Below are 23607 nucleotides of genomic sequence, written 5' to 3'. Positions count from 1 at the left end.
GAACCCTGTGGGAGCTGGCTTGCCAGCGATGAGGCCCCCGAGGACACCGTCAACCCGCAGGTCAGATCCACCCGCCCCACTGCAAAAAGAAGATCCCGATGTTGGTGGTCACCGCCGCCATCAAGGTGGTCATGACGATGATCGCCGCCGCCAGCTCATGGTTGCACTGCGCCGCCCGGGCCATGACGAAACTGGCTGCGGCGGTGGGGCTGCCGAAGTACAGAAACAGAATCCCCAGCTCCGCCCCGCGAAAACCCCACAGCCAGGCGCCGAGCGTCGCCAGCACCGGCAGGCCGACCATCTTCACCAGGCTGGAGCTGAGCGCCATGTTGCCGCTCTTGCGCAGCGCCGCCAGCGACAGCGTGCCGCCGATGCAGATCAGCGCCAGCGGCAAGGTGGTCTGCGCCAGGTACTGGCCGGAGGTCTCCAGCCAGCCGGGCAAGGCAATCTTGAAGTAGGCGAACGGCGCCGCCGCGATCACGCTGATGATCAGCGGGTTGCTGACCACGCTTTTGCAGATGCTCCACGGGTCGGACTTGATCACCGGGCTGTACACCGCCAGCACGATGGTCGAGAGGGTGTTGTAGAACAGGATCACCAGCGCCGCGAGGATCGCCCCGAGGGAGATGCCGTAGTCGCCGTACATGCTCGCCGCCAGCGCCAGGCCGATGACCCCGTTGTTGCCGCGAAACGCCCCCTGGGTGTAGATGCCGCGATCCTCGCGCGGGCACTTGAGGATCGCCCAGCCCCAGGCCGCCGCGAAGCTGGCCAGCGTGGCGATGGCGAAATAGATCAGCAGCGCCGGTTGCAGGGCGGCGTGCAGGTCGGCATGGAGGATGCCCAGAAACAGCAGCGCCGGCATGGTGACGTTGAACACCAGGGCCGACGCGGTGTGGATGAAGTTGTCGTTGATCCAGTCGATGCGCTTGAGCAGCACACCCAGAAACAGCATGGCAAACACCGGCGCGGTGATGTTCAGGGTTTCGAGGAAAATGGCCAGCATGCCGGGGAACCTTGGATGGGTGTCGTTAGGGGGCTAATGATAAGCCACAAGTCCTCCGGCGTCTGTCGGTCCGCTTCGCAGACAAGCCCGCTCCCACCCGTTTTTGCGCCAGAACACAAACGGTAGGAGCCAGCCTGCTGGCGATGACGCCAGCCCAGGCGCCGCTGGCCAGGAGCGGACCGCTGCCCCCAGCATCGCCATCCATGTCCCGGTGGAAGCTGGCCTGCCCGCAATGAACGATGACACGGCCTCAGGTGATCGGCGCCGGGTTGAACAGGGTGATGTCGTTGTGCAGCTTGTGCTTCTCCGCCCAGGTCTGCTGCTTGCCGCTCGCCACCTCCAGGTAGTAATGGAACAGCTCCCAGCCCAGCTCCTCGATGGACGCACGCCCGGTGGCGATCCGCCCGGCGTCGATGTCGATCAGGTCCGGCCAGCGCTGCGCCAGCTCGGTGCGGGTCGAGACCTTCACCACCGGCGCCATGGCCAGCCCGTAAGGCGTGCCCCGACCGGTGGTGAACACATGCAGGTTCATCCCCGCCGCCAGTTGCAGCGTGCCGCAGACGAAGTCGCTGGCCGGGGTCGCGCAGAAGATCAGCCCCTTGTGCTTGAACCGCTCGCCGGGGCCGAGCACGCCGCTGATGGCGCTGCCGCCGGACTTGACGATGGAGCCCAGGGACTTCTCGACGATGTTCGACAGCCCGCCCTTCTTGTTGCCCGGCGTGGTGTTGGCGCTGCGGTCCGCCTCGCCCTTGGCCAGGTAGCGGTCGTACCAGTCCATCTCGCGCACCAGTTCCTCGGCGACGGTCTTGGTCTGCGCCCGGGAGGTGAGCAGGTAGATCGCGTCGCGCACTTCGGTGACTTCGGAGAACATCACCGTCGCCCCGGCCCGCAGCAGCAAGTCCGAAGCGTACCCCAGCGCCGGGTTGGCGGTGATGCCGGAAAACGCATCGCTGCCGCCGCACTGCATGCCGAGGATCAGCTCCGACGCCGGCACGGTTTCCCGGCGGCGCAGGTCGAGTTTCTTCAGGCGGGTCTCGGCCAGTTCCATGATCTGCTCGACCATTTCGGTGAAGCCGTGGCTGGAATCCTGCAAGCGGTACAGCCATGGCTCGCTGAGGTCCACCGAGGCGTCGTCCTCGTGCATCACCTGCCCGGCCTGCAGTTTCTCGCAGCCCAGGCTGATCACCAGCGCTTCGCCGCCCAGGTTCGGGTTGCGCGCCAGGTTGCGCACGGTGCGGATCGGGATGTACGCGTCCGTGGCGGTCATGGCCACGCCGCAACCATAACTGTGGGTCAGCGCCACCACGTCATCGACGTGGGGGTACTTGGGCAGCAGTTCCTCTTTGATCTTCTTGACCGCGTGATCCAGCACCCCGGTGACGCACTGCACCGTGGTGGTGATGCCGAGGATGTTGCGCGTGCCGACGGTGCCGTCGGCGTTGCGGTAGCCCTCGAAGGTATAGCCTTCAAGCGGCGCCTGGGCGTCCGGCACGTCGGTGGACAGCGGCAGGCTGTCCAGCGGTGGCGCGGTCGGCATGCGCAGTTGATCTTCCTTGACCCAACTGCCGCGCGGGATCGGCTGCAACGCGTAGCCGATGATCTGACCGTAACGGATCACCTGTCCGCCCTCGGGAATGTCCTCCACGGCGACCTTGTGGCTCTGCGGCACGAAATCCACCGTGACCAGGCCCTCGGCGAATTCGGTGCCGGCCGGCACGCCCTGGTCGTTGACCACGACCACGACGTTGTCCCGCTCGTGCAGGCGGATGTAGCGCGGCGAGTCGGAATGTTCAATCAACTGCATGGCGCCGCTCCTCAGGAATGCGCTTGGGACAATTTGCCGGTGGCTTCGGATCCGCCGTTGGTCGGCGGCTCCTTGAGCACCACACGCTTGATCGGGCCGACGATCACCAGGTAGCTGAACACCGCGACCAGTGCGTTGGCGCCGACGAACACCAGCGCCCACTTGAACGAGCCGGTGGAGCTGATGATGTAGCCGATGACGATCGGCGTGGTGATCGAGGCGATGTTGCCGAAGGTGTTGAACAGGCCGCCGCTCAGGCCGGCGATCTGCTTGGGCGAAGTGTCGGAGACCACCGCCCAGCCCAGCGCGCCGACGCCCTTGCCGAAGAATGCCAGGGCCATGAAGCCGACCACCATCCATTCCACCTCGACGTAGTTGCAGGCCACGATGCTGCTCGACACCAGCAGGCCGGCGATGATCGGCGCCTTGCGGGCGAAGGTCAGCGAATGGCCCTTGCGCAGCAGCCAGTCGGAGATCACCCCGCCGAGCACGCCGCCGATGAAGCCGCAGATCGCCGGCAACGAGGCGATGAAACCGGCCTTGAGGATGGTCATGCCGCGTTCCTGCACCAGGTACACCGGGAACCAGGTCAGGAAGAAGTAGGTGATGCCGTTGATGCAGTACTGGCCCAGGTACACGCCCAGCATCATGCGGTTGGTCAGCAACTGGCGGATGTAGTCCCATTTCGGCCCGTCGGCCCGCTTGCCCTGCTTCTGGTCCATGTCGACCATGCCGCCGTTGTCGGCGATGAACTTCACTTCCGCCTCGTTGGCCATCGGGTGCTGGCGCGGGCTGTGGATGATTTTCAGCCAGACCAGCGAGAACGCGATGCCCAGGATACCCATGACGATGAACACGTGTTCCCAGCCGAAGGTGAACACGATCCAGCCCATCAGCGGCGCGAACAGCACGGTGGCGAAATACTGCGCCGAGTTGAAGATCGCCGACGCGGTGCCGCGCTCGGCCGTCGGGAACCACGCCGCGACGATGCGCGCGTTGCCGGGGAACGACGGCGCCTCGGCCAGCCCCACCAGAAAGCGCAGCATGAACAGCGCCACCACGGCGGTGGACAGGCCGAACTCACCGACGAAGCCTTGCAGCACGGTGAACAGCGACCAGGTGAAGATGCTCAGGGCGTAGACCTTTTTCGAGCCGAAGCGGTCGAGCAGCCAGCCGCCGGGAATCTGGCCGGCCACATAGGCCCAGCCGAACGCGGAGAAGATGTAGCCGAGGGTGACCGCGTCGATGCCCAGATCCTTTTGCAGGCTGGAGCCGGCGATCGCGATGGTGGCCCGGTCGGCGTAGTTGATCGTGGTCACCAGAAACAGCATGAGCAGGATCAGATAGCGGACGTGAGTCGGCTTGGAGGATTGCATGCAGATGTACTCCCACTGATTGTTTTTATGCGCGGGTGAATCTTTTCTTTGGTCTGTCTTGTGGGAGCCGGCAAGCCGGCTCCCACCGGTATTGCCTGTATCAGGAACCGATGTAGCTGGTCTTCACGACCGTGTAGAACTCTTGCGCGTAACGGCCTTGCTCACGTGAGCCATAGGATGAACCCTTACGGCCCCCGAACGGAACGTGGTAGTCCACGCCGGCGGTCGGCAGGTTGACCATCACCATCCCGGCCTGGGAGTGGCGCTTGAAGTGGTTGGCGTACTTGAGCGAGGTGGTGGCGATGCCCGCCGAAAGGCCGAACTCGGTGTCGTTGGCCATGGCCAGCGCCGCCTCGTAGTCGGCCACGCGGACGATGTTGGCCACCGGGCCGAAGATCTCTTCGCGGCTGACGCGCATCGACGCGTCGCTGTCGGCGAACAGCGTCGGCGCCAGGAAGTAGCCCTCGGTGTCGCAGGTCACCAGGCCGCCGCCGCTGACCAGCCGAGCCCCTTCGGACTGGCCGATGTCGATGTACTTCAGGTCCTGCTCAAGCTGGGCCTGGGACACCACAGGACCGATGTCGGTGCCGGTCTTCAGCGCATGGCCGACCTTGATCGACTTCATGCGTTCGGCCATCGCCTCTACGAACTTGTCGTGGATGCCCTCGGTGACGATCAGGCGGCTGGAGGCCGTGCAGCGCTGGCCGGTGGAGTAGAACGCGCTCTGCACCGACAGCTCGACCGCCTGCTTGAGGTCGGCGTCGTCGAGGATGATCTGCGGGTTCTTGCCGCCCATCTCCAGTTGCACCTTGGCCTGGCGCGACACGCAGTTGACCGCGATCTGGCGGCCCACGCCCACGGAACCGGTGAAGCTGATGCCGTCGACCTTCGGGCTGTTGACCAGCGCTTCGCCGACGACGCGGCCGCTGCCCATCACCAGGTTGAACACCCCGGCGGGGAAACCTGCGCGGGAGATGATTTCGGCCAGGGCCCAGGCGCAGCCCGGCACCAGGTCGGCCGGCTTGAGCACCACGCAGTTGCCGTAGGCCAGGGCCGGGGCGATCTTCCAGGCCGGGATGGCGATCGGGAAGTTCCACGGAGTGATCAGGCCGACCACGCCCAGGGCTTCGCGGGTGACTTCGACGTTGACGCCCGGACGCACCGACGGCACATAGTCGCCGGACAGGCGCAGGCACTCGCCGGCGAAGAACTTGAAGATATTGCCGGCGCGGCTGACTTCGCCGATGGCTTCGGGCAGGGTCTTGCCCTCTTCCCGGGCCAGCAGGATGCCCAGCTCTTCGCGGCGGGCGAGGATCTCGCTGCCGACCTTGTCCAGCGCATCGTGGCGGGCCTGGATGCCCGAGACCGACCAGGCCGGGAACGCGGCGCGGGCCGCGTCGATGGCGGCGTGGACCTGGGTCACGTCAGCCTTGGCGTAGTCGCCGATGGCGTCGCTCAGTTCGGACGGGTTGATGTTGACCGAGTAGTCGGTGCCGGCGACCCACTCGCCGTTGATGTAGTTGTCGTAGCGCTTTGTCACGAGTCGTTCTCCTCACGCAAAAGGCCGCTGATCGCTCAGCGGCCCCGATTCAGTCGCGGATGTTATTGCGCACCTTGCTTGTCGATCAGCGCGGCGAGCATTTCGTACTCTTCGCCGGTCAGGTCGGTCAGCGGCGCGCGCACAGGACCTGCGTCGTAGCCGGCGATCCTGGCGCCGGCCTTGACGATGCTCACGGCGTAGCCGGCCTTGCGGTTGCGGATGTCCAGGTACGGCAGGAAGAAATCGTCGATGAGCTTGCCGACGGTGGCGTGATCCTCACGGGCGATGGCGTGGTAGAAGTCCATCGCGGTCTTGGGGATGAAGTTGAACACCGCCGACGAGTAGACCGGCACGCCCAGTGCCTTGTAGGCCGCGGCATAGACTTCGGCGGTCGGCAGGCCGCCCAGGTAGCTGAAGCGGTCGCCGAGGCGGCGGCGGATCGACACCATCAGTTCGATGTCGCCCAGGCCGTCCTTGTAGCCGATCAGGTTCGGGCAGCGTTCGGCCAGGCGTTCCAGCAGCGGCGCGTTCAGGCGGCAGACGTTGCGGTTGTAGACCACCACGCCGATGTTCACGGATTTGCACACGGCCTCGACATGGGCGGCGACGCCGTCCTGGCTGGCTTCGGTCAGGTAGTGCGGCAGCAGCAGCAAGCCCTTGGCGCCCAGGCGCTCGGCCTCTTGCGCGTATTCGATGGCCTGGCGGGTCGAGCCGCCGACGCCGGCCAGGATCGGCACACTGCTTGAGCAGGTGTCGACGGCGGTCTTGATGATTTCCGAGTATTCGCTGGCGGCCAGGGAGAAGAACTCACCGGTGCCGCCGGCGGCGAACAGGGCCGAAGCGCCATACGGTGCCAGCCATTCCAGGCGTTTGATGTAGCCCGCGCGGTTGAAATCGCCCTGGGCGTTGAAATCGGTGACCGGGAACGACAGCAGGCCGGCGGAGAGGATGGACTTCAGTTCTTGTGGATTCATTGTTCGAACACCCTGTAGCAACGTTTTTTGTGAGTGGACTGTTCAGCCTTGGCCGAAGTTGTAGGTCATCGTACAACTTAAAAGACAACCGTCAACTGCATTTCATCGCTGTGGGGCATTTTTTGTCGGACAAGATCGTTTCTTGACGTGGGAGGTTTCTCGGCTAGGCTCGTTTTAACTGTATATCCATACAGCTAAATAAGAACCGACCGACGACATATCAAGGAGAAAGAAATGTCCGGACTCGTACCGAAACCGCAGGAAAGACCCACGCCGACCGTGGCCCGTCTCGACGACCTGTTCACCGAACACGGTATCCCCTTCCACCCTGACGAGCCGCACCTGCTGCTGCACATCGCCGATGCCCACAGCGACGTCGCAGCGTCCCACGCCGCCGCAGGCAAAGCCCTCAAAGGCAAGCCACCGCTGAGGTTCGAGGGCGCCGAACACACCGCCATCGGCGACGGCACCCGGCTGCGCTTCTCGGAAAACGCCGAACCGGTGCCCGCTCACAGCGTGCCGCTGCACTTGCCCAACGGCCTGGCCCTCACCTACGGCCAAGTGATCTCGCTGGGCGGCGACTTCTACGGCGTGGCGGATCGGCCGATCAATGAAGGCGCCAGCGCAGCGGAGCGTCAGCAGCGCTTCAGCGCCGCGTTCGACACCCTCGCCGTGACCTCGGCCTCCCGGGCCGAGGCGGCGCAGATCCTGGCGGTGATGCAGAAGGAAATCGACGCGGTCAAACAGGCGATCAAGGACGGCAAGCCGCCCCACGAAGCCTACGACGCATTGGGAGATACGTTGTCGGAAGAGTGGAACAAGATCACCGGCGGCGGCAGCTTCATTTCGGCGCTGATTCCGCTGGGACGCTACCTGAAACTGGCCGCGAACAACGCCGACCACTTCGCCGAATGGGCCAAGGCCGCCTACATCGCCGGGCACACCGTCGCGTTGCAGGCCGCTGCGGCGGCTCACGCAGGCCAAGATGAACGACAGCTGGAACGGGCCTACGCAATGAACGCGTTCGCCGACCATTACCTCACCGACCTGTTCTCCGCCGGCCACCTGCGGGTGCCGCGCAAGGCCATGGCCGCCGTGGTGACGCCGAGCGACCTGGGCTCGCTGGTCAGCCGCTTCATGCACGACGAAGACAGCCGGTTCGGCCTCAAGGTGCGCAACAGCCGCGGCGAGCAATGGCGCGCCTTCGGCGACAAGCGCTACTTCGCGGCCGCCGACAACGACAATCGTCAGCAGGTCAACCAGGCGGTGCAGGCGTCGGCGGACGAGGTCTTCGCCGCCTACGCCAGCGGCAGCGTGCCGGCCGCCTCCGGTTTCGCCGCGCTGCAACGGCTCCCCGACCTGACGGCGGTGCTGGACCTGAAGAGCAACTACTCGCCGCTGTTCCGCCTGGAGAACGGCAAGGTGCTGCGGCGCAAGGACGTGAACAACCTCAACGACACCGCCACCGTCGACGACTGGTGGGGCTGGAGCACTTACCTGCTGCTCAAGAACTATCAACCGACCGGCAACACGAATTGAGGCACGCTGCGATGACGATCAGATTGAAACTGGAACTGGCTTCGGGCCAATCGATGCAAGGGGCGCCGCTGGAACTGCTGGCCGATGGACGGCCGGTGGCACGGGGGGTTGTGGATAAACAGGGGGATGCGGTGTTCGAGACCGGGCCTGTGAAAGGGGCATTGGCGGTCCGGGTGGACCGTTCGATCCTGCCGGCAGGCTGATGCCTTTGCGCTGAAGGCACCGGCCTATCGCGAGCAGGCTCGCTCCCACCGGGGTCGGTGCGCAACCCAAAACTGTGTGAGCCAGCCCTCTGGCGATGGCGGTCTGTCTGGCGCATCGAGGTCGGATGGGCCGCCGTCATCGCAAGCAAGCTTGCTCCCACAGGGTTCTGCAGTGACCACAGATTCTGCATCCACCCAAGCTTCACTGTGGGAGCCAGCCTGCTGGCGATGGCGGTGGGGCTGCCCCGTCAGTTGCCCTGCGCCTGCGCCTCCTCGTGGGCCTGGCGCAGCCGCTCGCGGCTGTTGGTCAGGTGCAGGCGCATGGCCGCCCGGGCGGCGTCGGCGTCCTGGCGGGCGATCGCTTCATAGATCTCTTCGTGCTCGCGGCTCAGGCGATTCATGTAGTGCTGCTGATCGTCGTGGGCCAGGCGCGCGGAGTTCAGGCGGGTGCGCGGAATGATGCTGGTGCCCAGGTGGGTCATGATGTCGGTGAAGTAGCGGTTGCCGGTGGCCAGTGCGATCTGCAGATGGAACTGGAAGTCCGAGGCCACCGCATCGCTGGCGTGGGCCACGCTTTCGTTCAGGGCATCGAGGGCGGCGCGCATGGCCGCCAGTTGCTCGGGATTGCGGCGCTGGGCGGCCAGGCCGGCGGATTCGACTTCCAGGCTGATGCGAAACTCCAGGATCGCCAGCACGTCACGCAAGGTGACCACCGTGGCCGGGTCGATGCGAAAGCCGCTCGGGCTCGGCGTGTCGAGCACAAAGGTGCCGATGCCGTGGCGGGTCTCCACCTGGCCTGCGGCCTGCAAGCGGGAAATCGCCTCGCGCACCACCGTGCGGCTGACGCCATGGGCCTCCATGATCGCCGACTCGGTGGGCAACTTGTCGCCGCGCTTGAGCAGGCCGTCGCGGATCTGCTCGGTCAGCACCGTCACCAGTTCCTGGGCCAGGCTGCGGCGCTTGCGCGGAAGGCGCGGGGTGTCGATCGGGGTTTGCATGGTCTGCGTCTGGTCTCGAAGTTCGGCTTGGCGGGCATCATAGCGCAAGCGGGTTGTACGATCACTGCTGGCTCGCATTGCCCCTGCGGGAGCCGGCCTCCCGGCGATGGCGTCGGCCGCTCCCACGGGGGCTTCGCTGCCTAGGCGGTGACGGCCTGCTCAACGAGATGGCCGCTGTCGATCCGCACATGCCTTGGGTGGAAACGCTTGAGGCTGCTGCGGTGACCGACGCTGACGATGCTCAGCCCCGGCAAGCGGTCGATCAGCGCCTGGTACAGGTTCGCTTCGTCTTCTTCGTCCATCGCCGACGTGGCCTCGTCCATATACAGCCACTGCGGCGCGTACAGCAGCGCACGGGCGAAGGCCAGACGTTGCTGCTCGCCCGGCGAAAGCATGCGCTGCCAGTGGTTGGCCTCGTCCAGCCGCGCCGCCAGGTGCGGCAGGCGGCAGATGTCCAGCACCTCCTGATAGCGCTCCGGCGCATAGGTGTCGCCCGGTTGCGGATAGCTCAGCGCATCGCGCAGGGTGCCGATCGGCAGGTAGGGTTTCTGCGGCAGGAACAGATAGCGCGCCGCCGGCAGACGGATACTCCCGTGCCCCGTCGGCCAAAGGTGCCCCATCGCCCGCAGCAGGGTGGACTTGCCGCTGCCGGAGCGACCGCTGAGCATCACCCGCTCGCCGGCGTCGACCGTCATGTCGGCGCTGGTCAGCAGGTGACGGCCGTCGGCCAGGTCCAGCCCGAGGTTGTGCACTTTCAGTTCACTGCCCTGGTTCTGCACGTCGATGGCCGGCGCACGCTCTTCGTTGTCGGTCATCGCCTGACGGAAGCTCAGCAGACGGTCACAGGTGGCGCGCCAGGCGGCCAGGTCCGCATACGCGCTGATGAACCAACTGAAGTTCTCCTGCACGTTGCCGAAGGCCGAGTTGATCTGCATCAGCTCACCCAGCTCGATCTTGCCCGCCAGATAACGCGGCGCGGCGACGATGAACGGGAAGATGATCGCGATCTGGCCGTAGCCGGAGGTGAAGAACGTCAGGCGCTTGGACACCCGCATGATGTCCCAGAAATTGTGCCAGACCAGACCGAAACGGTTGCTCAACCGACGGTTCTCATTGGGCTCGCCGTTGTACAGGGCGATGCTCTCGGCGTTCTCGCGCACCCGTACCATGGAGAAACGCAGGTCGGCCTCGAAGCGTTGTTGTTGGTTGTTCAGGCCGATCAGGCGACGGCCGATCAGGTGCGTCAGCCAACTGCCGACGGCGGCGTACAGCAGTGCGCACCAGAACATGTAGCCGGGGATCTCGACGCCGAACACTTCGATGCTGCCGGACACGCCCCACAGAATGATCGAGAACGACACCAGGCTGACCACGGTGCGGATCAGCCCCAGGCCCAGGCTCAGGGTGTTGGCGGTGAAGGTATTGAGGTCTTCGGAAATCCGTTGGTCAGGGTTGTCGGTGTAGCCGCCCTGCTCCAAGTGGTAATAGTTCTTGTGGCCGAGCCAGCGCTTGAAGTGGTTTTCGGTCAGCCAGGCCCGCCAACGGATCGTCAGCATCTGCGTCAGGTACAGCCGATACACGGCGCCGAGGATCGCCACTGTGGCAATCCCGCAGAAATACAGGATCAACTGCCAGAACGCCGCCTCATCCTTTTTCTGCAGGGCGTTGTAGAAATCCTTGTACCAACTGTTGATCCACACCGAAATCGCCACGCTGAACAGCGACAGCGCGATCACGGCGATCAGCAGCGTCCACGCCTTGCCCTTCTCTTCGCTGCGCCAGTAAGGCGTGGTCATCGCCCACACTTTGCGGAAAAACTGCCCGCGCACGGCATCGTTGACCGCGGAATATTCAGCGTTCTGATTCATGGATAAGGCTCGATAGAGAAAAGAACAGACACGCACCGATCATAGTAGATCGGTGCGTTTCATCGCGAGCGGCGGCGATGGCCGTTCAGCGCAGGTTCAGCGACGGACCGGGCGCTTCTGCAGCTTGCGCTGCAAGGTGCGGCGGTGCATGCCCAGGGCGCGGGCGGTGGCGGAGATGTTGCCTTCGTGCTCGGTCAGCACGCGCTGGATGTGCTCCCATTGCAGGCGATCCACCGACATCGGGTTTTCCGGCACCAGGCTGTCGAGGTCGGCGTGTTCGGACAGCAGCGCCGCCAGCACGTCATCGGCGTCCGCCGGTTTGCACAGGTAGTTGCAGGCGCCGCGTTTGATCGCCTCGACCGCCGTGGCGATGCTCGAGTAGCCGGTGAGGATCACCACGCGCATCTCCGGATCCAGCTCCAGCAGCTTGGGCAGCAGCACCAGACCGGAGTCGCCGTCCATCTTCAGGTCCAGCGCGGCGTAGTCCGGCAGGTCCTGCTGGGCGAGGGCCAGGCCCTCTTCGGCGGAGCCGGCGGTGCTGACGCGAAAGCCGCGGCGGGCCATGGCGCGGGCCATCACCCGGGTGAAGGTCGCGTCGTCGTCGACCAGCAGCAGATGCGGCAGCTCTTCGCCTTCGGTTTGGATTTCTTCGTCACTCATAGTTGGTCTCCTCGGGCGCCGTGGGGCAAGCGCAGCTCGGTGAGCGTGCCGCCTTCCTCATGACTATAGAGTTTCACGGAGCCGCCGGCGCGGGTCACGCTGGCCTTGCTCAAGAACAGGCCCAGGCCGAAGCCCTTGCCCTTGGTGGTAAAAAACGGTTTGCCGATCTGCTCGGCGATGGCCAGCGGCACGCCGGCGCCGTGGTCGCGGATACTGATGGTCAGGTCTTCGGCGGTCCAGTCCAGGGTCACCTGAAGGTTTTCCGGACAGGCGTCGGCGGCGTTGTTGAGCAGGTTCAGCAGCGCCTGGGTCAGGTCCGGCGGCGGCGCGATGCGCGGCAGCGTGCCCTGGCCCAGGCGCTGGAAACGGTAGCTGGCTTCGGGGCGCATCAGGTGCCAGCGGTTCAGGGCTTCGTCCAGCCAGTCGGTGACGTCCTGCATCTGCACCGCCATCCGCCGGTTGGCCTCGGCGGCGCGCACCAGTTGCTGCAGGGTCTCCTTGCACAGCTTGACCTGATCCTTGAGCACTTTCAGGTCGTCCTGAAGCATCGGGTCGTGATGGTCCTGCTGCATCTCGTTGAGCAGCACGCTCATGGTCGCCAGCGGCGTGCCCAGCTCATGGGCCGCGCCGGCCGCCTGGGTCGCGACGGCCAGCAGCTGCTGATCGCGCAGGCCTTCTTCGCGGCGGATCGCGCGCAGTTCTTCCTGGCGGCGCAGCTCTTCGGCCATCCGCGCGGCAAAGAACGTGATGACGGCGGCGGCCAGGGCGAAGCTCAGCCACATGCCGTAGATCTGCAGGTTCTCCCGGGCGACCGGCAGGGTCTCCAGCGGATAGAAATGGGTCAGCATCAAGGTGTACAGGGCCAGGGCGATGCCGGACAGGATCACCGAGTAGCGCCATGGCAGCGTCACCGCCGCGATGGTCAACGGCACCAGGTAATAGGACACGAACGGGTTGGTCGAACCGCCGGAGAAATACAGCAAGGCGCTGTGGATAAACAGGTCGCAGGCCAGCTGCAGCGCATACTCAAGCTCGGTGACCGGCCACGAGGTGCGCAGGCGCACGGCGGTGAACGTGCACAGCAGAATCGAACAGCCCAGGGTCATCACCAGTTGCACCCACGGCAACGGCAACAGTTGCAGCCAGTAGGCCAGGCCCACGGAGCCGGCCTGGGCGGCGAGCACCAGAATGCGGATGAACGTCAGGCGCCAGAGGTTCTGGCGGGTGGCGGAAGTCAGTTGTACGGGGGCGAGCATGAGCTCTCCTGATGAGCGCTCCAGGCGGATCGCACGGAGTATACCGAAGCGGCGCGCCTGAGAGTCGAAAGTGCGGCAAACGACCACATGGCGCAAACGGGAAATTGATCTAGGGCAAGTGGAGCGGGCCATCTGTATAGAAGTTGTAACTGGGCGAACCGCGCCGACAGGGCTAGAGTCTGATGGTTTCACGCAGGCCCCCGAACCAACGCCTGCGCCCCCATCAAGGAGCCTTCATGCACACATTCCGCCGCAGCGCCGCCCTTCTCGCCCTGACCGTCGGCAGCGTCGCCAGCCTTCCGGCCCTGGCCGCCGACGAGCTGCACTACAACCAGATTTCCCTGCGCGCCGAAGTCAGCCAGGAAGTGGCCCGCGACCTGATGATCGTGACCCTCTACACCGAAGAGCAGAACACCGACCCGGCCAAGCTCGCCGCCGACGTCAGCACCACCATGAACAAGGCGCTGGCCCAGGCCAAGCAGGTCAAGGACGTCACCCTGCGCCAGGGCAGCCGCAACAGCTACCCGATCTACGACACCAAGGGCCAGAAGATCACCGGCTGGCGCGAGCGCGCCGAACTGCGCCTGGAAAGCGCCGACTTCGCCGCCCTGTCCAAGCTCACCGGCGAACTGCTGGGCGAGCTGAAGATGGGCGGCATGGACTTCGCCATTGCCGACGCCACCCGCAAGGCCAGCGAAGACAAGCTGCTCAAGGAAGCCGTGAGCGCGTTCAAGGCCCGCGCCCAACTGGCCACCGATGCACTGGGCGGCAAGGGCTACAAGATCGTCAACCTGAACCTCAACAGCAACGGCTACCCGCAGCCGTACCTGCGCGCGCCGATGATGATGAAGGCGGCCGGCATGGACGCAGCGCCGGTGACCCCGGAAGTCGAAGCCGGCACCAGCCAGGTCGGCATGACGGCGGACGGGTCGATTGAAGTGCTGATGCAGTGATCTGATCCGTGAACGGAAACCGGCGATCGGCAGCGACCGCCGGTTTTTTTGTGCCTGCCGACCGCGCCAATGCGCACGGTCGGCAGTGTCTTCACTGACGCCATCGCCAGCAGGCTGGCTCCCACATGATCTGCATCGCGCACAAGTTCCCGTGGGAGCCAGCCTGCTGGCGATGGCGTCCGACAGGGCGCCCAATGACCCATACACCACAGAAACCCGGCGCTACCAAAAGAAGCACCAGTTGCACCTGGTGAAACTCCGCCCTTCCCTGCGATCCAGACGCCTTGCGTCCGATACGCGCCGGCCTGCCCCGAAGCGTCCCGCAAACCGCCGGTATAAATAGGTAACACCCGGCCCCATTGCGGAGCGGCTGCACCCGCCAATGCACCGTTTTAGAGCGCCCCGTGCACCGTAAAAACCACCCGCAAACGGTCAAATGCGTCAAAACTTACACCAATGCGACATTAAGGTACGTTCGTGCCACCGTTTGACGCCTGCCGTCGCTCTGCATCTTGCATTGGGTATGGGGCCTGCATAAGTATCCGCAGGCACGACTCACGAGGTCGTACCTCAATATCAAAAAATGACAACAAATCATGAGGCCAACATGCTTAAACACGCGGTCATTCCGTTTTTAGTCGGCGCAGGCATGCTTGCCTCCGCACCTTTCGCTTCCGCTGCGACTAACCTGGTGTTCTGCTCCGAAGGCAGCCCGGCCGGTTTCGACCCAGGCCAATACACCACCGGAACCGACTTCGACGCCTCGGCCGAGACCATGTTCAACCGCCTGACCCAGTTCGAGCGCGGCGGCACCGCCGTGATTCCTGGCCTGGCGACCAAATGGGACATTTCCGACGACGGCCTGACCTACACCTTCCACCTGCGTGAAGGCGTCAAGTTCCACACCACCCCGTATTTCAAGCCGACTCGTGAGTTCAACGCGGACGACGTGCTGTTCACCTTCAACCGCATGATCAACAAGGACGACCCTTTCCGTAAGGCGTATCCGACCGAATTCCCGTACTTCACCGACATGGGGATGGACACCAACATCACCAAGGTCGAGAAAGTCGACGACCACACCGTCAAGTTCACCCTCAAGGAAGTGGACGCCGCGTTCATCCAGAACCTGGCGATGAGCTTCGCCTCGATCCAGTCCGGCGAATACGCCGCCCAGCTGCTCAAGGAAGGCAAGGCCGCCGACATCAACCAGAAACCGGTCGGCACCGGCCCGTTCGTGTTCAAGAGCTACCAGAAAGACTCGAACATCCGCTACACCGGCAACAAGGACTACTGGAAACCGGATGACGTGAAGATCGACAACCTGATCTTCGCCATCACCACCGACCCGTCGGTGCGCATCCAGAAGTTGAAGAAGAACGAGTGCCAGATCACCCTCTTCCCACGTCCGGCCGACCTGGCCGCGCTGAAGGCCGATCCGGCGTTGAAGATGCCTGACCAGGCCGGCTTCAACCTGGGCTACATCGCCTACAACGTGATGGACAAGGTCAAGGGCAGCAACGACGCGAACCCGCTGGCCAACCTCAAGGTCCGTCAGGCGCTGGACATGGCGGTCAACAAGCCGCAGATCATCGACTCCGTTTACCAGGGCGCCGGTCAACTGGCCGTCAACGCCATGCCGCCGACCCAGTGGTCCTACGACACCACCATCAAGGACGCCAAGTACGATCCAGAGAAAGCCAAGGAGCTGCTCAAGGAAGCCGGCGTCAAGGAAGGCACCGAGATCGTCCTGTGGGCGATGCCGGTACAGCGTCCGTACAACCCGAACGCCAAGCTGATGGCCGAAATGCTCCAGTCCGACTGGAAGAAGATCGGCCTGAACGTGAAGATCGTCAGCTACGAGTGGGGCGAGTACATCAAGCGCTCCAAGGGCGGCGAGAACCAGGCGATGATCATCGGCTGGAGCGGCGACAACGGTGACCCCGACAACTGGCTGAACGTGCTGTTCGGCTGCGACTCGCTCAGCGGCAACAACTTCTCCAAATGGTGCGACAAGAAGTTTGACGGCCTCGTGAAGGAAGCCAAGCGCACCACCGACCAGGCCAAGCGCACCGAACTGTACAAACAGGCGCAACACGTCCTCAAAGATGCTGTGCCAATGACACCTATCGCTCACTCGACGGTGTATCAACCCATGCGCGCCAACGTGCAGGACTTCAAGATCAGCCCATTCGGCTTGAACTCCTTCTACGGCGTCAGCGTCAGCAAGTAAGAAACGGCAGCGGCGACGTATTCAGCGTCGCCGCTGCTTTTTTCTGCCGAGAAGCCAGGAATTTGCCTACATCCGTTTCCACTGGGTCTGACCATAGTGGTTTAGGACGCGTTGCCTTTTCCTACGAGTCTTTAGGACTCAGCGCATTTACTGCCAGCCCCACGGCCCCTACCGTCGGGTGCTGACCAGTGATCGCGCGGGCCATCGGTTTGTTGCCCGTACTGGTTTGAGCCCGATGCGGCCGCCAGATCCCCGGACGGGATCGCGCGCATCGGAACACACGACAATAAGAGGGAGCGTCATGCGCCATTCCTTGGTTTTTTCCGCATTGCTGGGCGCCGGCCTGTTGGCCGCCTCATCCGCCAGCCTCGCCGCCGGCAACAGCCTGGTGTTCTGCTCCGAAGGCAGCCCGGCCGGCTTCGACACCGCGCAGTACACGACGGCCACCGACAACGACGCCGCCGAGCCGCTGTACAACCGCCTCGCCGAATTCGAGAAAGGCGCGACCAACGTCGTACCTGGCCTGGCGACCCGTTGGGAAATCTCCGAAGATGGCCTGAAATACACCTTCCACCTGCGTGAAGGCGTGAAATTTCATACAACGCCGTACTTCAAGCCCACCCGCAATTTCAACGCCGACGACGTGCTGTTCACCTTCAACCGCATGCTCGATCCGCAGCAGCCTTTCCGTAAGGCTTATCCGACAGAATTCCCGTACTTCAACGGGATGAGCCTGAACAAGAACATCGCCAAGGTCGAGAAGACCGGGCCGCTGACCGTGGTCATGACACTCAACACCGTCGACGCCGCGTTCATCCAGAACATCGCCATGAGCTTCGCCGCCATCCTGTCCGCCGAGTACGCCGACAAGCTGCTGGCCGAAGGCAAGCCGAGCGACATCAACCAGAAGCCGGTCGGCACCGGGCCGTACGTGTTCAAGAGCTACCAGAAAGACTCGAACATCCGCTACACCGGCAACAAGCACTACTGGGATCCGAGCCGGGTCAAGCTCGACAACCTGATCTTCGCGATCAACACCGATGCCTCGGTGCGGGTGCAGAAGCTCAAGGCCAACGAGTGCCAGGTCACCCTGCATCCGCGCCCGGCCGACGTCGAAGCGCTGAAGAACGATCCCAAGCTGCAACTGATCACCAAGCCGGGCTTCAACCTCGGCTACATCGCCTACAACACCCGCCACAAGCCGTTCGACCAGCTCGAAGTGCGCCAGGCGCTGGACATGGCAGTGAACAAGCCGGCGATCCTCAACGCCGTGTACCAGGGCGCCGGCCAACTGGCGGTCAACGCCATGCCGCCGACCCAGTGGTCCTACGACGATTCGATCAAGGACGCCGCCTACGACCCGGAAAAGGCCAAGGCACTGCTCAAGGCCGCCGGCGTCAAGGAAGGCACCGAGATCACCCTGTGGGCGATGCCCGTGCAGCGCCCCTACAACCCCAACGCCAAGCTGATGGCCGAGATGCTCCAGGCCGACTGGGCGAAGATCGGCCTGAAGGTCAAGATCGTCAGCTACGAATGGGGCGAGTACATCAAGCGCACCAAGAACGGCGAGCACGACATCAGCCTGATCGGCTGGACCGGCGACAACGGCGACCCCGACAACTGGCTCGGCACGCTGTACAGCTGCGACGCCATCGGCGGCAACAACTACTCCATGTGGTGCGATCCGGCCTACGACAAGCTGATCAAGGAAGCCAAGGTCGTCACCGACCGCGACCAGCGCACCGTGCTCTACAAACAGGCCCAGCAGTTGCTCAAGCAGCAAGTGCCGATCACACCTGTCGCCCACTCGACGGTCAACCAGCCGTTGAGCGCCAAAGTCGAAGGATTCAAGGTCAGCCCCTTCGGCCGCAACGTGTTCTCGGGTGTCAGCATCGATTAAACACAAAACCGAATAGCCGCAACGCTGGGGGGGCCGTCTACCCCCTCACGCAAGCGTTTTGCCGAAATTCGCCGTTCAGGCTTTCTGCAAACGTTTGCGATGTGTGAATGAGTTCTAAACCAATAACCGGCCAAACCAAAAAGGCCGGCATAAAAAGAAAGTAAAGGAGCTTCACCCATGAAACTGAGCAGCACCGCGATACTGGCCTTGGCCATCAGCAGCATCACCGCCACGGCTTATGCGGAAACCCAGAGCCAGGCGTTCACCCCGGTGACCGTCAACGAGAAGAGCGCCCAGGCCGAAGCCACCGGCTTCCTCGAAGGCCAGTCGATCAGCGGCACGACCCGCAACTGGTACGCCAACGAGCAACTCAAGCGCGGGGCGAAATTCCGCTACAACAAGGACGGCGCGCTGCAAGAGACCGACCGCCGTATCAACTGGGTCCAAGGCACCATCGTCAAGTACAACTCCGGCTTCACCGAAGGCACCGTGGGCTTCAGCACCGAACTCGCCGCCTACAACGCCATTGCCCTGGAACGTGACCGCAAGGATCTCGCCTCCGCCAACGGCGGCGCTCCGATCCCGGGCGTCGGCGGCCGCGGCAACAACCGTACCCTGACCAAGAACGGCGGCGACGCCGAAGGCCAGTGGAGCAAGCTGGGCCTGGCCAACGTCAAGGCACGCATCTCCAACACGACCCTGACCGCCGGTCGCCAGAACTTCAGCAGCCCGCAGGTCGATGTCATCGGCAACCGTCCGCTGCCTTCCAGCTTCCAGGGCGTGTCGATCCACAGCGAAGAACTGAACAACCTGACGTTCGACGCCGCGACCTTCGACCGCGTATCGCCGCGTAGCGAACAGAGCCTGAGCAAGTTCCGCACCGAATACGCCGATACCCTGGTCGAGATCGATCACGTCAACACCCTGGGCGTGTCCTACCAGCCATTCGCCAGCCTGAAGACCAGCCTCTGGGCGACCCAGGCTGAAGACATCTGGAAGCAGTACTACTTCGGCGCCACCCACGAGCTGGGCGACAGCTCCCTCCTGGCCCTGACCACCGGCCTGAACTACTACAAGACCGTGGACGAAGGCAAAGCCAAGCTGGGCGAGATCGACAACGACACCTACTCCCTGTCCCTGGGGCTGACTCACCAGGCCCACAGCCTGACGTTCTCCTACCAGCAAGTGAACGGCAACGAGTACTTCGACTACCTGCACGAAACCAACGGCATCTACCTGGCCAACTCCCTGCTCTCGGACTTCAACGGTCCGAACGAAAAATCGTTCCAGGTCGCCTACGGCCTGAACATGGCGGAGTACGGCGTACCGGGCCTGAAGTTCAACATCTACAGCGCCCGCGGCTGGGGCATCGACGGCACCCACTACAAGGGCGGCGCCTACGACAGCGTTCTGGCCATGAACGGCGAGACCCACTACGAATACGGCATCGGCGGTACCTACGCCGTGCAGAGCGGCCCGCTGAAGGCGACCACCGTCCGCGCGACCTACACCGCCCACCGCGCCAGCGACAACCAACTGGACGGCAGCATCAACGAGTTCCGCCTGGTGACCACCGTTCCGTTCAACATCCTGTAAAACCGCACGCCGACGGCTGACTCATGAAGGGTCGGCCGTCCGGCTTTTTGTCTTCAACCGATTGCAGAGGGTTCTTGATGAAAATGCTTCCCCTACGTGCGGCCGTCGCGGCCGCGTTGCTGAGCGTCGCTGTCGGCGTGTCGGCCAAACCCTTGGTGGTCTGCACCGAAGCCAGTCCGGAAGGCTTCGATGTGGTTCAGTACACGACTGCAGTCACCGCGGATGCGGGGGCCGAGACCGTCTTCAACCGGCTGGCGGACTTCAAGCCGGGCACCACCGAGGTGGTGCCTGCCCTGGCCGAATCCTGGGACATCAGCGAGGACGGCCTGACCTACACGTTCCACCTGCGCAAAGGCGTCAAGTTCCACACCACCGAATACTTCAAGCCGACCCGCGACATGAACGCCGACGACGTGCTCTGGAGCTTCCAGCGTCAGCTGGACCCGAACCACCCGTGGCACAAACTGTCGAGCGTGGGCTTCCCGTACTTTGAAAGCATGGGCTTCAAAGAACTGCTCAAGAACGTCGAGAAAGTCGACGACAACACGGTCAAGTTCACCCTGACCCGCCGCGAAGCGCCGTTCCTGGCCGACCTGGCCATGGCGTTCGCCTCGATCTACCCGGCCGAATACGCCGACCAGCTGCTCAAGTCCGGCAAGACCGGCGACCTGAACAGCAAACCGATCGGCACCGGCCCGTTCGTCTTCCAGCGCTACAACAAGGACGCGCAGGTGCGGTTCAAGGCCAACCCGGACTACTTCCGCGGCAAGCCGCCGGCCGATGCCCTGATCCTGGCCGTCACCACCGACAACAACGTGCGCCTGCAGAAGCTCAAGGCCAACGAATGCCAGGTCGCGCTGTATCCCAAGCCCGATGACATTCCAAGCATCAAGAAGGACGACAAGCTGAAAGTCTCCGAACTGGATGCGATGACCGTGTCGTACATCGCCTTGAACACCCAGCACAAATACATGAGCGACGTGCGGGTGCGCAAAGCGATCGACATCGCCTTCGACAAGGAAGCCTATGTCGATGCGCTGTTCGGCAAGGGCAACGCGACCGTGGCGGTCAACCCTTACCCGTCGACCCTGCTGGGCTACAACCATGAACTGAAGAACCCGCCCCGCGACCTCGACAAGGCCCGCGCCCTGCTCAAGGAAGCCGGCGTGCCGGAAGGCACCGTGTTCACCCTGTTCACCCGCAACGGCGGCGGCCCGACCAACCCGAACCCGATGCTCGGCGCGCAGATGATGCAGGCCGACCTTGCCAAGATCGGCCTCAAGATCGACATCCGCGTGATGGAATGGGGCGAAATGCTCAAACGCGCCAAAAGCGGCGAGCACGACATGGTCTCAGCCGGATGGGCGGGCGACAACGGCGACCCGGACAACTTCCTGACGCCTATGCTCAGTTGCGAGGCCGCCAAGAACGGCGAAAACTACTCGCGCTGGTGCAACGAAAAATTCCAGGCGCTGTTGGACGAAGCACGGGCTAAAGTAGATCCGGCCGAACGGGCCAAGCTGTACGAACAGGCCCAGGTGCTGTTCAACCAGGACCAACCCTGGATCAGCATGGCCCACACCCGGATGTTCACGGCGATGCGCAACAACGTAGAGGGCTACTACATCAGCCCTCTGACCACCAATAACTTCGCCACCACCCAGGTGAAGTAGATAAGAGACTCCCGGCCTCCCTGAACCCAGGGTCGCCGGGCACGCCTAACCGGCTGATGAGGTACCACACAAGATGTTTAGTTTTATTGCCCGCCGACTGGGATTGCTGATCCCCACGTTTTTCGGCATCACCTTACTGACGTTCGCGTTGATCCGCATGATTCCCGGCGACCCCGTGGAAGTGATGATGGGCGAACGTCGGGTCGACCCCGAAATGCACGCTCAGGCAATGGAACGCCTCGGTCTGAACAAGCCGCTGTACGTCCAGTACCTGGACTACGTCGGGAAGCTCGCCCACGGCGATCTCGGTGAATCCCTGCGCACCCGGGAAAGCGTCTGGACCGAGTTCACGCAGCTGTTTCCGGCCACCTTCGAACTGTCGATGGCGGCCCTGCTCTTCGCCGGCGTCTTCGGCCTGCTGGCCGGCGTGATCGCCGCGCTCAAGCGAGGCTCCCTGTTCGACCACGGCGTGATGGGCATCTCCCTGACGGGCTACTCGATGCCCATCTTCTGGTGGGGCCTGATCCTCATCATGTTCTTCTCGGTCAGCCTGGGCTGGACACCGGTCTCCGGCCAGAACGACCTGCTGATCGACGTGGAGCGCAAGACCCACTTCATGCTGATCGACACCTGGCTCAGCGATGAACCGGGCGCCCTGCTCGACTACCTGCATCACCTGATCCTGCCCGCCATCGTGCTGGGCACCATTCCGCTGGCGGTGATCGCCCGGATGACCCGTTCGTCGATGCTCGAAGTGCTGCGCGAAGACTACATCCGCACCGCCAAGGCCAAGGGCCTGTCGCCGGCGCGCGTGGTGTTCGTCCACGGCCTGCGCAACGCGCTGATCCCGGTGCTGACCGTGGTCGGCCTGCAAGTCGGCACCCTGCTGGCCGGCGCCGTGCTGACCGAGACGATCTTCTCCTGGCCCGGCATCGGCAAATGGCTGATCGAAGCCATCGGCGCCCGGGACTACCCGGTCGTGCAGAACGGCATCCTGCTGATTGCCTGCATTGTGATTCTGGTCAACTTCGTGGTGGACATCCTCTACGGCTTCGCCAACCCACGCATCCGTCACCAGCGCTGAGGTCAATACCCATGAGCACTCAAACTTCCTCAGTCGCCACCGCCGCTTCCGCCGTGGACCAAAGCCTGCTGTACCCGTCGCCCTACAAGGAATTCTGGCAAGCGTTCGCCAAGAACAAGGGCGCGGTCGCCGGCCTGATGTTCTTCGCCCTGATCGTGTTCTGCGCGATCTTTGCCCCGTGGGTGGCGCCGCACAACCCGAGCGAACAGTACCGCGACTTCCTGCTGACCCCGCCGGTCTGGCTCGAAGGCGGGCAATGGCAATTCCTGCTCGGCACCGACGAGCTGGGCCGCGACCTGCTCTCGCGCCTGATCCAGGGCTCGCGCCTGTCGCTGCTGATCGGCCTGTCCTCGGTGGTGATGTCGCTGATCCCGGGCATCCTCATGGGGCTGCTGGCCGGTTTCTTCCCCAAGATCCTCGGCCCGACCATCATGCGCCTGATGGACATCATGTTGGCCCTGCCGTCGCTGCTGCTGGCCGTGGCCATCGTCGCCATCCTCGGCCCAGGCCTGATCAACACCGTGATCGCCATCGCCGTGGTGTCCCTGCCGTCCTACGTGCGCCTGACCCGCGCCGCCGTGATGGGCGAGCTGAACCGCGACTACGTGACCGCCGCGCGCCTGGCCGGCGCCGGCCTGCCGCGCCTGATGTTCATCACCGTGCTGCCCAACTGCATGGCACCGCTGATCGTCCAGGCGACCCTGAGCTTCTCCTCGGCGATCCTCGACGCCGCCGCCCTGGGCTTCCTGGGCCTGGGCGTACAGCCGCCGACCCCTGAGTGGGGCACCATGCTGGCTTCGGCCCGCGACTACATCGAACGCGCCTGGTGGGTAGTGAGTCTGCCTGGCTTGACCATTTTGCTCAGCGTGCTGGCAATCAACTTGATGGGCGACGGCCTGCGCGACGCGCTGGACCCGAAACTCAAGAACGCCGCCTGAGGAGATTCC

General features: G+C 63.8%; 18 protein-coding genes. 9 read left to right on the top strand and 9 right to left on the bottom strand.

The features are described from left to right. Positions 1-61: 61 nt before the first annotated feature. The 5 genes from CAG31_RS05180 to kdgD all read right to left on the bottom strand — a co-directional run bounded on the left by CAG31_RS05180 (position 62) and on the right by kdgD (position 6697). Entirely contained in the window at positions 62-1003 is a 942-nt protein-coding gene (locus CAG31_RS05180; protein WP_085578552.1) for an AEC family transporter, read from the bottom strand. Positions 1004-1253: 250 nt separating this feature from the next. Beyond that, positions 1254-2807 carry a galactarate dehydratase gene (gene garD / locus CAG31_RS05175; RefSeq protein ID WP_085578550.1) on the bottom strand — a complete coding sequence of 518 codons (1554 nt, stop codon included), beginning with the start codon at positions 2805-2807 and terminating at the stop codon, positions 1254-1256. An 11-nt stretch (positions 2808-2818) separates the two neighbouring features. Next, positions 2819-4183, bottom strand: a complete 1365-nt coding sequence (locus CAG31_RS05170) for an MFS transporter (RefSeq protein ID WP_085578548.1) — start codon at positions 4181-4183, stop codon at positions 2819-2821. Positions 4184-4283: 100 nt separating this feature from the next. Then, positions 4284-5723, bottom strand: coding sequence for an aldehyde dehydrogenase family protein (locus CAG31_RS05165; RefSeq protein WP_085578546.1), 1440 nt, complete (start codon positions 5721-5723; stop codon positions 4284-4286). Between the two features lie 62 nt (positions 5724-5785). Then, positions 5786-6697, bottom strand: coding sequence for a 5-dehydro-4-deoxyglucarate dehydratase (gene kdgD, locus CAG31_RS05160; protein WP_085578543.1), 912 nt, complete (start codon positions 6695-6697; stop codon positions 5786-5788). 234 nt (positions 6698-6931) lie between these two features. Here kdgD and CAG31_RS05155 point away from each other — a divergent pair, with 234 nt between their 5' ends. Both CAG31_RS05155 and CAG31_RS05150 read left to right on the top strand, forming a co-directional pair. Beyond that, the gene (locus tag CAG31_RS05155; protein ID WP_085578541.1) at positions 6932-8236 is read left to right on the top strand and encodes a phospholipase; all 1305 of its coding nucleotides are present in this window, start codon (positions 6932-6934) and stop codon (positions 8234-8236) included. 11 nt (positions 8237-8247) lie between these two features. After that, positions 8248-8439: a hypothetical protein gene (locus CAG31_RS05150; protein WP_085578539.1), complete on the top strand. Its 192-nt coding sequence runs from the start codon at positions 8248-8250 to the stop codon at positions 8437-8439. A 248-nt stretch (positions 8440-8687) separates the two neighbouring features. Here the strand turns inward: CAG31_RS05150 and CAG31_RS05145 are convergent, their stop codons facing one another. The 4 genes from CAG31_RS05145 to CAG31_RS05130 form a co-directional block, all read right to left on the bottom strand. Then, the gene (locus CAG31_RS05145; RefSeq protein WP_085578890.1) at positions 8688-9437 is read right to left on the bottom strand and encodes a FadR/GntR family transcriptional regulator; all 750 of its coding nucleotides are present in this window, start codon (positions 9435-9437) and stop codon (positions 8688-8690) included. A 140-nt stretch (positions 9438-9577) separates the two neighbouring features. Continuing rightward, positions 9578-11305 (bottom strand): ABC transporter ATP-binding protein/permease, encoded by a 1728-nt coding sequence (locus CAG31_RS05140; RefSeq protein WP_085578537.1) that lies wholly within the window; start codon positions 11303-11305, stop codon positions 9578-9580. A gap of 96 nt (positions 11306-11401) precedes the next feature. Continuing rightward, positions 11402-11965 carry a response regulator transcription factor gene (locus CAG31_RS05135; protein WP_085578535.1) on the bottom strand — a complete coding sequence of 188 codons (564 nt, stop codon included), beginning with the start codon at positions 11963-11965 and terminating at the stop codon, positions 11402-11404. Then, positions 11962-13221 (bottom strand): ATP-binding protein, encoded by a 1260-nt coding sequence (locus CAG31_RS05130; RefSeq protein ID WP_085578533.1) that lies wholly within the window; start codon positions 13219-13221, stop codon positions 11962-11964. The genes CAG31_RS05135 and CAG31_RS05130 overlap by 4 nt, the downstream gene beginning before the upstream one ends. A gap of 236 nt (positions 13222-13457) precedes the next feature. Between CAG31_RS05130 and CAG31_RS05125 the strand changes: the two genes are divergently transcribed. The 7 genes from CAG31_RS05125 to CAG31_RS05095 all read left to right on the top strand — a co-directional run bounded on the left by CAG31_RS05125 (position 13458) and on the right by CAG31_RS05095 (position 23598). Next, complete coding sequence (locus CAG31_RS05125) at positions 13458-14174, top strand: SIMPL domain-containing protein (RefSeq protein WP_085578530.1); 717 nt, start codon at positions 13458-13460, stop codon at positions 14172-14174. A gap of 607 nt (positions 14175-14781) precedes the next feature. After that, complete coding sequence (locus CAG31_RS05120) at positions 14782-16407, top strand: ABC transporter substrate-binding protein (RefSeq protein ID WP_085578528.1); 1626 nt, start codon at positions 14782-14784, stop codon at positions 16405-16407. A 301-nt stretch (positions 16408-16708) separates the two neighbouring features. Then, the gene (locus CAG31_RS05115) at positions 16709-18307 is read left to right on the top strand and encodes an ABC transporter substrate-binding protein (protein WP_085578526.1); all 1599 of its coding nucleotides are present in this window, start codon (positions 16709-16711) and stop codon (positions 18305-18307) included. Between the two features lie 177 nt (positions 18308-18484). Beyond that, entirely contained in the window at positions 18485-19903 is a 1419-nt protein-coding gene (locus CAG31_RS05110; protein ID WP_085578524.1) for an OprD family porin, read from the top strand. A gap of 77 nt (positions 19904-19980) precedes the next feature. Further along, entirely contained in the window at positions 19981-21576 is a 1596-nt protein-coding gene (locus CAG31_RS05105; protein ID WP_085578522.1) for an ABC transporter substrate-binding protein, read from the top strand. Positions 21577-21649: 73 nt separating this feature from the next. Further along, positions 21650-22660: an ABC transporter permease subunit gene (locus tag CAG31_RS05100; RefSeq protein ID WP_085578520.1), complete on the top strand. Its 1011-nt coding sequence runs from the start codon at positions 21650-21652 to the stop codon at positions 22658-22660. Between the two features lie 11 nt (positions 22661-22671). Further along, a complete protein-coding gene (locus tag CAG31_RS05095; RefSeq protein WP_085578518.1) occupies positions 22672-23598 on the top strand; it encodes an ABC transporter permease subunit in 927 nt (308 codons plus the stop codon). The last annotated feature ends 9 nt before the right edge of the window (positions 23599-23607 follow it).

Origin of the sequence: Pseudomonas sp. R25(2017) (assembly GCF_002112565.1) — a bacterium.
GTDB lineage: Bacteria > Pseudomonadota > Gammaproteobacteria > Pseudomonadales > Pseudomonadaceae > Aquipseudomonas > Aquipseudomonas ekonensis.
This window is presented reverse-complemented; position numbering and strand designations above follow the sequence as displayed.